The organism is Paraburkholderia phenazinium (assembly GCF_900141745.1).
In the GTDB taxonomy this organism is placed as follows: Bacteria; Pseudomonadota; Gammaproteobacteria; order Burkholderiales; family Burkholderiaceae; genus Paraburkholderia; species Paraburkholderia phenazinium_B.
This window is the reverse complement of the sequence record NZ_FSRM01000001.1, coordinates 2,943,211-2,955,249: the sequence shown is the minus strand read 5'-3', so window position 1 is coordinate 2,955,249 and position 12,039 is coordinate 2,943,211. Positions and strand designations below refer to the sequence as shown.

Below are 12,039 nucleotides of genomic sequence, written 5' to 3'. Positions count from 1 at the left end.
TCAATTCGTCCGTGCCGGCTCACACTGCGTTGCTGCTGCCTTGCTTCGCCATGCGCGTACGAGTGCCGCTTTATCGATACCGTCTTCCCCTCGCGCTACGGTTCTGGGTCCATATGCGCACCGAGTGATTAGTCCTTATACCAAGCATCGGCTTAAAACTCTACGCCGGATGTCGCTCCCGTTCAATAAAAAAGTCGCAATAGCCCTGGATAGCGTGCGCGATTTTTGCTTTTCTCATCATCGTGCCCGAATGACTTCCTCTGCTGGCCGAAGGCGAGGAGAGTGTTGCAACTTCGGCGCAGAGTGCTTCGCGTGCTGTCACACCTGTGCGGCTATGCGTTTACCCGAGGCGCGTCTTGCAGCGCGGTTTCGGGCCTTTTGCCAACTCGTTTGCAGATTATTTGCCGCGCCGCGGCGGAGTACACCATGGATCGTCTCGATGCCGTTCGTCTTGCCAGTTTCTCCGCTGCCGGGGTGCCGGGCGCCACTGCGCCGTTCGACGCGCCCTCTACCGCCATGCCGTCCGGGCGGATGGACATCGTCTTCATCGAAAACTTTGTTGGTCAGACGATCATCGGTATCGACAGCAGCGAGCAACATGTCCCGCAGCCGGTACGGATGAATCTTGCAATCGGTGTTCCCGCCATTCGTGCCTGCACAACCGACCGCATCGAGGACACGATCAATTATGCGGCGGTACGTAGCGCGCTACATGGGCTCCTTGCGTCGCATGGCGTGCGTTTGCTCGAAGCGCTTGCCGAAGCGGTGGCGCGCCTCCTGATCACCGAGTTCGGCGCTCACTGGGTGCGCGTCGCGCTAGCCAAACCCGCCAAGTTCGATGATGTGTCGGCGGTCGGCGTGCAGATCGAGCGGCAACGTAGCGATATGCCGCAAACGGCCGCAGGGGTCACAGGTTATGCGTTGCTCGGGACAGGGCTGATTCCGGACTGAGCGCAAAAACGCGGCACGGTGCTGTTGCCAGCACCGTGCGCGTGATTCGCTATTTGAGGCGGCCCCGCACATTGGCTCGACTACTTCGCCGCCGTCTTTTCGTGCCCTAGCCCACAACTGCGGTAGGCATCGGTCTGCAATGCGCGGAATTTCTTCGTCTGCGCTTTCGCCTGATCGACCCGAAACTCCGAGCCGCCTTCGCCGCCCAACGTTGCGTACTTGGAGAACGTCGACTGATCGACGAACTCCTCGTAGGGCAGCGCGGTAGCCATCTTGTCGATCACGCACGAACATTTATAGACGTTGGCGAAATCGTGTCCGTTGTCGTCCATGCATCCCAGCACATATTCGACCCGGCCCTGCGTCGGATAGTTGTAACCTCCCGCCGGGGCAGCCGCCGTGGGCGCGTCGCCATCCGCCCACGCGAGCGGTACCGCGAGCGTGAGGCAGGCACAGGCTGCCAGCGCACGACATCGTATGCTCATCTCTTGCCTCTATGAGAGGGTCGCTTCACAGCAAAGGTCCGCTCGAGCGCGAACCCTTGCTGCCCCCACGCAATCCGGCGCACCGTCAGTTCGGTGCAAACGGATGCGCGACGCTGCCCTTCTTCGCCACGACTTCCGCCGCGCTCGGTTCACCGGCGACAGCGCGCTTGATTGCCTCGCGCGTCGCCTGGTAGTTGAATTCCTGAATCTTCTTGTCGTCGTCGGCCTGCCAGTGAATAAAGACGCCAACGCACAGGAACAGATCGTCCGCTTCGTCCTGCGGGATCGTGCCATCCTCGACGCTGTCCGCCACGGCGAGTGCAACGGCATGCTGCGCAGGACCGAACATCTGCACGGCCTGCTTGGCGCCCTTGATCGTCACCTTGTTGAACAGAATCGTATTCGGCTTGGTGAGCAGGTTCGGCGCGACGACGGCAAGCAGCGATGTGAAGCCATCCTTATTATTGGTGAGTGCATTGCAGAATGCAGTTTCCGCCGCTGAACCTCGCGGTCCCATCAGCAAGTCGATATGTGCGACCTCGTTACCGTCGCCGACGAGCGACTCTCCTATCAGGACGCGATTAATCTTGGCCATTCTGTTCCTCCAATGAGTGGAATAGTGACTTGACGACTGACTGACATGCTCCAGTGACGATGCTGTTGCCCGATCGCCAACTGGCGGGTGAATGCGCAGTGGCACTAACTAACAGGATCCGTGCCAATGCGCTGGCTGTCCGGCTGGTATGAGCTGGGGCCGGCGCCGTCGACGGATGCAAGGCAGCCGGCGACGAACAGCGTCACCACGGTCAAGTCCGCGCTGGTGCCGGGGTTGATGGCACTAGCCTTCAGTTCTGCGTCCCATGCATCGAGCGGCTGATGCATTTCGTCGGAACGGTTTTGCGCGAGCGAGTGGCGCCACGTCGCGTGCCGTTCGCGTGCCGCAAGCGTGACACTCTGCGCCACGGCAATACCCTGCTTACGCACAATGTGAGAGTCGGGCCAGGCGCCGAGGAACGTGAGAAAGACGTTGAGCGTGGCGTTCCGCGGCTGATCGGCAGGCATTTCGCTGAACGCGGCAAGGCCGCTGTCGAAGATGTCGCGAAATCCTTCGGCATATTGACGCGCGATGCTGTCGCGCCCGGCAGCGAGCGTCATCGCTTCGCGCAGGCCGACCGTCGGCGGCGTGTAGACCGACTGTTCGGGCGCCTCGCCGAGACCGCCGGGATTGGCGAGCGCGATCGCGCGGTACGCGAGGCGCGTGTCGTCGATATCGAGCCGCGCCAGCACGCGTTCGGTCGCGTCGCGCCAGCGGTCGGCTGACAGTGGGCGCAGCGCCGCCTCCAGCGCCGCGGCGAGCGGCGCGACTAGCAGCAGGATGCCGAGGTTCGTGTTGCAGCCGACCGCCTCGCGCGTGCGGGTGACCGCATCGAGCACGCGCAGGCCGACCGGCGCGCCGCGTGCGAGGAGCGCGGCGGCGGCCACTTCCGCGCTGGTGATGAACTGGGCCGCGCGCATGCCGTGTCCGGCGCTTTGCACGCTGACGTTGCCGGGCTTCGGGGTTTCCACATCGAGCCGGCAGGCCGCAAGGAAAGCGGCGTGAACGGGTCCGTACGCGACGGAACAGGGCAACTCAGCCATGGTGTCCATGAAGCGTTACAACGGCCGCCTCATCGGTCTGCGCGGCCCCGGTAACACCGTGGCGCTGCGCGGGCAGCTTGCGCTGGAGCAGGTCGTCGGCGAGCGCTGCCGCGAGATCGATCGATGTGACCGATTGCAGGCCGCGCCATGCGGCTACGCCGTTGACTTCCAGCACGAGCGGCCGGGTGGGGTCATGGGGATCGGGAATCAGGTCGACGCCTGCGTAGTCGAGTCCGAGCGCCTCGGTGGCGCGCACGGCAGTCTGCGCGAGCGGCGCATCGAGTTGCGCCGCTTCACACGCGGCGCCCTGAGCGAAGTTATGGATCCAGCCCTTGCCGCCGACCCGCCGCATCGCCGCCACGGCACGGCCGCCAACCACCAGCACGCGCCAGTCGAAGCCCGAACGGCCGCCATCGATATAGCGCTGCAGATACGCAACCTGCTGATAGGGCTTGAGCGAAGGCAGAGGCGTCAGCGCGCCAGGTTGAGCGCCGCCGCGCGCGCCGAGCCGTTTGAGTCCGTGGCCTTGCGAGCCGAACAGCGGCTTGAGCACGACCTGGCGTCCAGCCGCTGCTTCGCGCATCAATACGCGTTGCGCAAACGCTGCGGATTCGCCGGCCCACGTCGCGGGCGTCGGTACTCCGTTGCGGTGCAGCAGAAAACTGGTCATCGATTTATCGACGCTGCGCTCGATCGCGCGCGCGTCGTTGTAGACAGGGACACCGCACTCGCGCAGCGCATGCAGGATACCGAGCCGCAGCGTGACCTGCTCAAAGGTGCCGCCGGCAATGCCGCGCACGAAGACGGCGTCGGGCAGGCCGTGGCCAAAGCCCGGCAGCATCAGCCCATGGGGTTCCCATGTCGTGTCGATGCGGCAGTCCGCCAGATCGATGCAGCGCGCCTCCGCGCCGCGTGCGCGGAAGGCCTTTTTCAGGCGTCCGGTGTGCCAGCCGGTTTCGTCGGTCATGATCGCAATGCGCAGCGCCGCCCGCGCATCGACGGGGTCTACGCCAGCGAAAGAGCCCGGTGCAGGAATGGTCATGGCTTGCCGTTCCATTGCTCGTGCAGCAGCGCCGCGTCGACACGTCCGCCGTGCCAGGTCGCGCCGCTTTCGAGGCTGCTCACCCACACCTCGGCCGGCGCGAACAGCGCGGGATCGATCTGGTAGAAGTCGTAGTTGAACGAAGTGAAGATGTCAGCGAACGGGCGGCCATAATCGCGCGAGGTGGCGGCGGGCAATTCGGCGGCGAGCTGCTTCGCCACCGCGTCGTGCTTCACGGTGAGATGCACGCGTCCGCCATACAGGATCGCGTCGTTGGTGCGGCCCATCGCCTGGATGCCGTCCGGCGCGGGCGGCGGCAAAGGCGCCGAGCCGCCGCCTTCCACGACTTCGTCGAGCGGTACGCCAAGCACATGGGTTTTGTGCAATGCAACTTCAACGACGCGCGCCACCACCTGTACCGTTCCCGCGACAGAGTGTGTCGGCGTGGTGACAAGCGTTAGCCGCTCGGGCGCGAGGCCGCAATCGTGCAGCACCTTGTCGATCACGACCTGTGGCGGCAGGCGATCCACCTCGAGGACCAGCACACCGCGCTCATGGCGGTCGCGGTAGCCGAGTTCGGCGAATAGCGGCTCCTTCACGGCCAGCGCGCGCGCCGGGCCCGAGCCAAGCGAGAAAAACTTCTTGCCGCCGGTCTGTTCCCTGGTGGCCGACAGGCTCCATCCGGCGTACTGGCTGCCGAGGCAGGCGAGCACGGGCCACGAGGTGCGCACCTCGATCGTGCTGGGCCAGAGCGGCTGCGCATCCAGGTTCTCGCGCACGGTGACGTGGCCGAGGCCACCCATGCAGATGCGCGCAATCAGCACGCCCGCCGCGACGCTGCCGGGCGCAACGACGCCCGCATCCACCAGCACAGTGCCGTTTTCCGTGCGGCTGACGATTGCGCCGAAGCGCGCGGCGTCGTCGACCAGGCGGCTGACGAGACGCTCGCCAAGCGCATTGACGCTCAGCGCGGCAGCGCCGGCGAGCGGTAGCTGAGGCGCCTCAGGAGTGGCATTGGATGAAGGCATAGTCGGGCTCATGGCAGGTTTCGATTCGTTGCAGAACGAGCGCGCGTTGTTTTTCGAGCGCGTGCCGCACCGCGTCCAGCGAAGCCGCGCGCACGAGCAGCGTGCAGACCGGCTGGCCGGCTTCGATCCACGTGCCGGGCATGGGCACGTCGCGGCAGCATGGATCACGCAAACAGGCGTCGCTGAAGCTTTGGGAGACGACGAATGGACGCGGCGCGAACAGCACCTGTTGACCTGCGCGCCACGCTGCGGGCGCCGGCGTTTCAGGCGATGCGGGCGCGGGCAGGCGGCCGTGGCGGCATGCTTCGATATGACACGCGAGCAGTCCGTCCGGCCAGGCATCGGGCGAGGCGGTCTCGTAGAGCGTCATCGTCGAGGAGGGGCGGGTGTTGATTTCGAGCAGCTCGAACGTGTCGCCGTCGAGCAGAAAGTCGCAGCTATTGATGCCGGCGAGGCCGGTTTGCGCGCACAACGCGGCAATCGCTGCCCGCACGCGCGCCTCGACGGCGGGCGGCAGATCGGCCGGACCGAGCGGCCCAATCGATCCGGCGTGGACGAACGGCAGATTGCCCATCCTGCAGGTGAGTTGCTCAGCGAAGCCGAGCACGCGCGCGCTGCCGCGAGCGGCGATAAACAGCGCCGAGAGCGAGCGGCCGCTGCTTCGGCGCTGGAAATATCCTTGCGCAGGCACGTGCGAATCGCTGACCGCCGTGGCCGGTTCGATATGCGTGCCACCGCAACCGTCCGCGTGTTTGATCAGCCAGCCTTGCGCTTCATTGGCCACATCATTGGCCCCTTCATTGGCACCTTCAGCGGGCCGCGTGAACGCTACCGGCGGATGCGGAATACCGAGGGCATCCAGCAGCGCAAAAAATCGCCGGGGTTCGCGCACGGCGGCGCTGGCCTCCGCAGGATTGCCGATGAAGCGGGGCAGGCCTCGCGTGCGGCACAACTGCGCGACAAAAGGCTCGAGCCCGCTGCCGTTGATCCAGCCGATCAGCCCCGGCAAGCGCGCGGTGCGTTCGAGCGCCGCCACCAGCCGCGCGTAATCGATCGACAGCTGGCCGGCGCCGATGTCGAACCACAGTTCGGCGGCCTCGCGGGTATCGCGGTCGCCAAATACATCGAGCGCGGCAACACGCAAGCCCGCGCGCGCGGCCGACTGCGCGAGCATCCGCGCCGACAGTCCCGCTACCGCGACGAATGGCGCATGCGAGAGCGATGGACGCGAGTTCATGGCGGCTCCGGTCGCGATAGCAATGGCGCGCAGATCGTCACGGGGCGCGCGCTCAACCGAGGCCGGCCGCGACGGCGCGGGCTTCGTCGAAGGCTTGTGGAAAACCGAGGTAGACCGGCTTGCCGCCCGTGCGCATCTGAATGAAGAGGCGATGCTCCACCTGATATTTGACGTTGCCGATTGCCAGCGCCCCAATGCCGATGGCGCCGCCGGCGGTCGGCACGCCTTCGATCGGCTTGCCGTCGTTCATCACGTTGACGCCCGCAATGCCTTCGGGCGGCACGGCGTTCACATCCGCGGCAATCAGCAGATGGGCGGCATGCGCGAGATCGGCCGTGCTGACCACCTGAACGCCTGCGACGGCAGTGGCGAGTACGATCTCGGCCTCGCCTAACGCCGCGCGCAGTTCTGCCTGCGTCGTCGTGCCCACCCCTTTGGTGACGATACTAAAGCGTTGATTGATATCGTCGCTGACACGCACCGCGCGCGCCTCTCCGGAGTGGCTCGCAATCGACACATCGGCGCCGAGCGAGGCCGCCATGGCCGCGGCCACGCGACCGACCGCGCCGGTGCCGCCGAGAATCAGCACGCGCTTGCCGCCCAGCTCCATGCCATAGGCCTTGGCCAGATGCCGCTCCACCAGGGCGACGAGTGCGGCGGCGGTGGTGTACGACCCGCTCGGATCGGCGAACACCGACACTTCGAACGGCGGAACCATGGCTTTGCGCGCGGTCTCGAGCATGTCGGCTGCAAGCAGGACATCGCGCCCGCCGATGAAGATGCCGGTGCGCGACACACCTTTCGGACCGCGCGAAAAAATCGCGTCCTGGGTCAGGTTCGCGACCATGCCGGCTTCCACGCTGCAATACGGCACGATGATCTGATAGCCGGCGTCGGCGGCCATGTTCACGTCGAACGGACTCATCTGCGGCGTAGCCGTCAACATGTGCAGGATATAAGGCCTTTCAGTGGGTTTTTCAGTGGTGTCGGACATGGCAGGAGGCTCGTTCAGTGGCGTATCTCATGCAGGGCGCAAGGGAAGGGCTCAAGGCTGCGTGTGTTGCGTGCGCTGCGGGCGGCGGCGTTCGACTGTCCGCGGCGGTGTGGGACCGTGGTGCGTCATGCTGCGTCGATGCGCTGCTGCTGCGGGGCAACGACGCCGCGCACCGTCGCGCCGCGATTGCGTCCCGTAACAATCGTGCATTCGATGTGTGGCACACCGCGCGTGGCGTCGCGGGCCGTGGCGAGCGCACCCTCGGCCTCGCGTGCGTCGGCGACGATCGCAAAGCCGGTCGGCCCCCACGAACTCTGGCCGATGCCCGCGGTTCGCTCCGCGGCCACGGCGCGCAGCGCGCGCTCGACATCAGGGCTTGCGAACACGCCGCCTTGCACGGGGGCAAAGTATTCGCCGATGGTCTGCTGCATTTCCGTCAGGCCCTGCGCGAACGGCACCAGGTTTCGCTCCGCGACGCCGGGCAGAATCTTCATCAGCAAGAGGTGGCACAGATGCGCGGCGAGTTTTTGCGGAAAGGGGGCGAGCGCGGCGAGGCCGCGGCGTTCTTCAGCACCGTGCAGGCCTTCGCGGGCGTTGTCGCTGACGAGCAGCACGCGCCAGCTATCCGGAAACGGCTGACGTGCGAGCAGAGGCGGCACACCCGGGTGCAGGTCGCCCGAGGGGCCGCCATCCACCAGCAGGCCGCCGCAGTCGAAGCCGAGCACGCCAATGCCCGAGCGTGCGCCGCGCCCGAGGAGGCTCGCGAGTTCAGCGCTGGTCGCGGCATGGCCGAGCAGACGAACGAAGGCGCTGCCGACCGCGAGCGAGAGTTGCGTGCCCGATCCCAGGCCGCTGTGCGCGCGCGGCGTCCGGGTTACCTCGATCGCGACGGGCGTCGGGTCGTAGGCGGCGTGCAGCCGTTCCAGACAGATCGCAATGCGCTCGCGTTCCGCATCGGTCATCGTGCCTTCGATCTGGTCGTGTGCGGCGCGCCGCGCTTCGACCTGGGTGCCGGCGGAATCGATCACGAGTCCGAGGCTGCCGAACGCGCGTCCCAGTGAGGCGTTCGGATCGAGAAAACCCAGATGCAGCCGCGCGGGCGCATCGACCATCACGCAGGCGTCTGGTTGGAGGCGGCGACCGGGAAGCTGCATTGTGCGTGTCCTTATTCGTGCCTGACTTGCCGTGTATGAGCGGGCGCACCCGAAGGGCCGTCGCGGTAACGGCGCGTGCCGTGGCGCAGCGGCCCGGCGGGGCACTTCAAGCGAAAGCCGTACCAGGTGCGCGGGACGGTGCCCTGCGTTAGCTTCCTGACGTGCTTTTCGGCGCGTCGTACTTGATGTAGCGAAAGCGCTGGTCGTCCGTTGGCGTGCCCTCGAGTGGGCCCCCTTCGGTTCCCGGCTGCCACTGGATGAATGATTCGATCTTGCTGGCGAGCGCGAAGTCTTTGTCCGTGATGCCCTTCGCGGAATGCGTCGTCAGTTTCACCGTCACGAATGCATAGGAGACCGTGAGATCCGGGTGATGCCACGCGGCTTCCGCGAGGTGGCCCACCGCGTTCACCACCATCAAGGTCCCTTTCCAGCCCTCGGTGCGATATTTGCGCCGCAACCAGCCGTCTTCGAGATACCAGTGCTGTAGCGGGCCAACGAGGCGTTGCTGGATCTCCTCGTCGGAATAGACCTGTTCAGTGTTTGCCATGACCGTTGCTCCGCTCGTGATGAACCGCTCGTAACTGCATGATGCGCTGCAATAGGCGGGCCAGTCGCGCGATCGGCTGCGGGCGGAGGGGTTTTGTCGCGGCTTGCCTCCCGACGGACACGCTTCGTATCGCGCAGTGACACAGAATGTCCCACGTGGCGCGACGCAGCCGGTCACAGCCGTGACACCGCTGCGCCGGATGGTGAGTGATCCGAAGCTAACGCGAGGAGGTGGCGCGAATGGACGCAAGACGCGTAGCGAGCGCCGCGCGGCGTATATCGACGAGCTTGTGGCGGCGCGCGATATGCACGCCAGTTCGATTCCGGCATGGAATATGCGTCGGCCGTCATGCGCCGCAAAGTCCGACAACGATCGGGTGAGGGCGCTGATCGTTACCCGCATCCGAGGAGGCGCGCCCGATGCGACGAGGTAGCGTGGGTCATTCGTGAGTTGAACAGCAAGACCATTCTGGAGGAGACATGAACTTACGCACCACGGTTCTTGGGCTCGCGATCCTCGCGTCGGCAGCCTTGAGTTCTATCATTGCACAGGCCGATCCGCAGCTCGACGAGGCCTTGAAGAGTCCGTCCAACTGGGCGGCCCAGGCGGGCGATTATGCGAACCATCGCTATAGCCCACTTAAGCAGATCAACGAAAGCAACGTCGGGAAACTACAGGTCGCATGGACCATGTCGACCGGCGTGCTGCGTGGCCACGAAGGCTCACCGCTCGTGATCGGCGACACCATGTATATCCACTCGCCGTTCCCTAACAAGGTTATTGCAATCAATCTGAAAGACCAGACGTTCATCTGGCAGTACCTGCCGAAGCAGGATGACCAGGTGGTGTCCGTGATGTGCTGCGATACCGTCAACCGCGGGCTCGCCTATGGCGACGGCAAGATCTTCCTGCAACAGGCCGACACCAAACTCGTTGCGTTGAACGCGAAAACCGGCGATGTGGTCTGGACCGCGCAAAACGGCAATCCGAAAGCGGGTGAAACCAACACCAACGCGCCGCACGTATTCGGCGACAAGGTGCTGACCGGCATCTCGGGCGGCGAGTTCGGCGTGCGCGGGCGTCTCATCGCGTATGACATCAAGACCGGCAAACCGGCCTGGACGGCCTACAGCACGGGGCCCGACAAGGACATGCTGATCGACCCCGACAAAACGACGACCTACGCCGACGGCAAGATGGTGCCGGTGGGCGCGGACTCGTCGCTGAAGTCCTGGAAGGGGGACCAGTGGAAACTGGGCGGCGGCACCACCTGGGGCTGGTATGCGTGGGATCCGAAACTCAATCTTGTCTACTACGGCACCGGCAATCCGGGTACATGGAACCCGACGCAACGTCCGGGCGACAACAAATGGTCGATGTCGATCTTCGCGCGCGACCTGAATACCGGAGAAGCCAAGTGGGTCTATCAGATGACACCCCACGACGAATGGGACTATGACGGTGTCAACGAAATGATCCTCTCCGACCTGACGATCGACGGCAAGAAGGTGCCGGCCATCGTTCACTTCGACCGCAACGGTTTTGGCTACACGTTGAATCGTGAGACGGGACAACTGCTGGTTGCCCAGAAGTTCGACCCGGCGGTGAACTGGGCCGACCGTGTGGATCTGCAAAGCGGCAAGCCGATTCGCAACGCAGCATATTCGACCCAGGCGGCGGGCTCCGATCATAACGTGAAGGGCATCTGTCCGGCGGCACTCGGCTCGAAGGACCAGCAACCGGCGGCGTACGACCCGAACTCGAAGCTCTTCCTCGTGCCGACCAACCACGTATGCATGGACTACGAGCCGTTCGATGTCGATTACGTGTCGGGCCAGCCGTATGTGGGCGCCACGTTGTCGATGTATCCGGGCCCGAACGACAACAACTCGATGGGTAACTTCATTGCCTGGGATGCTTCGAAGGGCAAGATCGTCTGGTCCAAGCCGGAGAAGTTCTCGGTATGGTCGGGCGTGCTGGCTACAGCAGGCGGAGTGGCGTTCTACGGCACGCTGGAAGGCTACATCAAGGCGGTTCGCATCAGCGACGGCAAGGAACTTTGGCGCTTCAAGACCCCGTCGGGGATCATCGGCAACGTGTTTACCTACGAGTACCAGGGTAAGCAGTTCATCGGTGTCTACTCGGGTATCGGCGGCTGGGCCGGCATCGGTATGGCGGCAGGCCTCGAAAAGTCGACTGAGGGTCTCGGCGCAGTGGGCGGTTACCGCGAACTTGCGAAGTACACGGCGCTGGGCGGCACGCTGTTTGTGTTTGCCATTCCCGGCGGCACTAGCTGAAGGGCGAATCCGTGACGGGCTGGCCCATGCCGGGCTGGCTCATCACGGGCCAGCCCAGATTGAAACGCGCGACCGGTTTGCTGCCCTTGCGTAGGACTGGTGCCGGCCGCGCCTTCGTCAAACGAGTCGTCTACGGGTCATCTGGCCCGCGCCATGTCACGGATGCGTCGCCAAAGCGCGTCGGGGTGTGGCCTTAATCTGAAGGGAGACATCTGCATATGAAAGGCCGAGCTATCTTGTTGCGGGCGGCATTGCCCGCCGTTTTCCTCGTGCTGCCTGCTGCGTTTGCCCAGACCAATCCCGCGATTGCCCAGGTAACGTACAAGGTGCAGGACGGCAACAAGGTCGACAGCAACACGCTGCAAGGATGGAAGACCTGGCGCGCGCTCGACTGCGAACGCTGTCACGGCGCGCAGCAGCAGGGTATGGTCGGACCATCGCTGATCGACGCGTTCAAGACCCTGGATACGAACGAGTTTCACCGCACCGTATTCGGCGGCCGGGTGGACAAGGGCATGCCCGACTTCAGTTCGAGCCAGATGATGCAGAAGAACTGGCAGAACCTTTACGCGTATCTGAAAGGACGTTCCGATGGCCAGATCAAGCCGGGCGATCTGCAGGCCATCGACGCGAAATAACGCCGACGTCCCTACCTCAGGAGCTTAT

General features: G+C 64.7%; 12 protein-coding genes. 3 read left to right on the top strand and 9 right to left on the bottom strand.

Annotation, left to right across the window (positions count from 1 at the left end):
• Nucleotides 1–426: 426 nt before the first annotated feature.
• Nucleotides 427–951 (top strand): dihydroneopterin aldolase, encoded by a 525-nt coding sequence (locus tag BUS06_RS13375; protein ID WP_074264691.1) that lies wholly within the window; start codon nucleotides 427–429, stop codon nucleotides 949–951.
• A gap of 80 nt (nucleotides 952–1,031) precedes the next feature.
• Here BUS06_RS13375 and BUS06_RS13370 read toward each other — a convergent pair whose 3' ends face one another.
• The 9 genes from BUS06_RS13370 to BUS06_RS13330 form a co-directional block, all read right to left on the bottom strand.
• Entirely contained in the window at nucleotides 1,032–1,436 is a 405-nt protein-coding gene (locus BUS06_RS13370) for a hypothetical protein (RefSeq protein WP_074264690.1), read from the bottom strand.
• An 85-nt stretch (nucleotides 1,437–1,521) separates the two neighbouring features.
• On the bottom strand, nucleotides 1,522–2,031 hold the full coding sequence (fae, locus tag BUS06_RS13365) for a formaldehyde-activating enzyme (protein WP_074264689.1): 510 nt from the start codon (nucleotides 2,029–2,031) through the stop codon (nucleotides 1,522–1,524).
• A gap of 104 nt (nucleotides 2,032–2,135) precedes the next feature.
• Nucleotides 2,136–3,074 (bottom strand): triphosphoribosyl-dephospho-CoA synthase, encoded by a 939-nt coding sequence (locus tag BUS06_RS13360; protein ID WP_074264688.1) that lies wholly within the window; start codon nucleotides 3,072–3,074, stop codon nucleotides 2,136–2,138.
• The gene (locus tag BUS06_RS13355) at nucleotides 3,067–4,116 is read right to left on the bottom strand and encodes an ATP-grasp domain-containing protein (protein WP_074264687.1); all 1,050 of its coding nucleotides are present in this window, start codon (nucleotides 4,114–4,116) and stop codon (nucleotides 3,067–3,069) included. Before BUS06_RS13355 ends, BUS06_RS13360 begins: the two co-directional genes overlap by 8 nt.
• Nucleotides 4,113–5,144: a methenyltetrahydromethanopterin cyclohydrolase gene (mch, locus tag BUS06_RS13350; protein ID WP_074264686.1), complete on the bottom strand. Its 1,032-nt coding sequence runs from the start codon at nucleotides 5,142–5,144 to the stop codon at nucleotides 4,113–4,115. Before mch ends, BUS06_RS13355 begins: the two co-directional genes overlap by 4 nt.
• Nucleotides 5,119–6,381, bottom strand: coding sequence for an ATP-grasp domain-containing protein (locus tag BUS06_RS13345; protein ID WP_074264685.1), 1,263 nt, complete (start codon nucleotides 6,379–6,381; stop codon nucleotides 5,119–5,121). Before BUS06_RS13345 ends, mch begins: the two co-directional genes overlap by 26 nt.
• A 52-nt stretch (nucleotides 6,382–6,433) precedes the next feature.
• A complete protein-coding gene (locus BUS06_RS13340) occupies nucleotides 6,434–7,375 on the bottom strand; it encodes an NAD(P)-dependent methylenetetrahydromethanopterin dehydrogenase (RefSeq protein ID WP_074264684.1) in 942 nt (313 codons plus the stop codon).
• Between the two features lie 125 nt (nucleotides 7,376–7,500).
• Nucleotides 7,501–8,529 (bottom strand): beta-ribofuranosylaminobenzene 5'-phosphate synthase family protein, encoded by a 1,029-nt coding sequence (locus BUS06_RS13335; protein ID WP_074264683.1) that lies wholly within the window; start codon nucleotides 8,527–8,529, stop codon nucleotides 7,501–7,503.
• Between the two features lie 148 nt (nucleotides 8,530–8,677).
• Nucleotides 8,678–9,076 carry a 4a-hydroxytetrahydrobiopterin dehydratase gene (locus tag BUS06_RS13330; protein WP_074264682.1) on the bottom strand — a complete coding sequence of 133 codons (399 nt, stop codon included), beginning with the start codon at nucleotides 9,074–9,076 and terminating at the stop codon, nucleotides 8,678–8,680.
• Nucleotides 9,077–9,555: 479 nt separating this feature from the next.
• Here BUS06_RS13330 and BUS06_RS13320 point away from each other — a divergent pair, with 479 nt between their 5' ends.
• Nucleotides 9,556–11,373, top strand: a complete 1,818-nt coding sequence (locus tag BUS06_RS13320; RefSeq protein ID WP_074264680.1) for a methanol/ethanol family PQQ-dependent dehydrogenase — start codon at nucleotides 9,556–9,558, stop codon at nucleotides 11,371–11,373.
• Nucleotides 11,374–11,591: 218 nt separating this feature from the next.
• Nucleotides 11,592–12,011: a c-type cytochrome gene (locus BUS06_RS13315; RefSeq protein WP_074264679.1), complete on the top strand. Its 420-nt coding sequence runs from the start codon at nucleotides 11,592–11,594 to the stop codon at nucleotides 12,009–12,011.
• Nucleotides 12,012–12,039 lie beyond the last annotated feature (28 nt).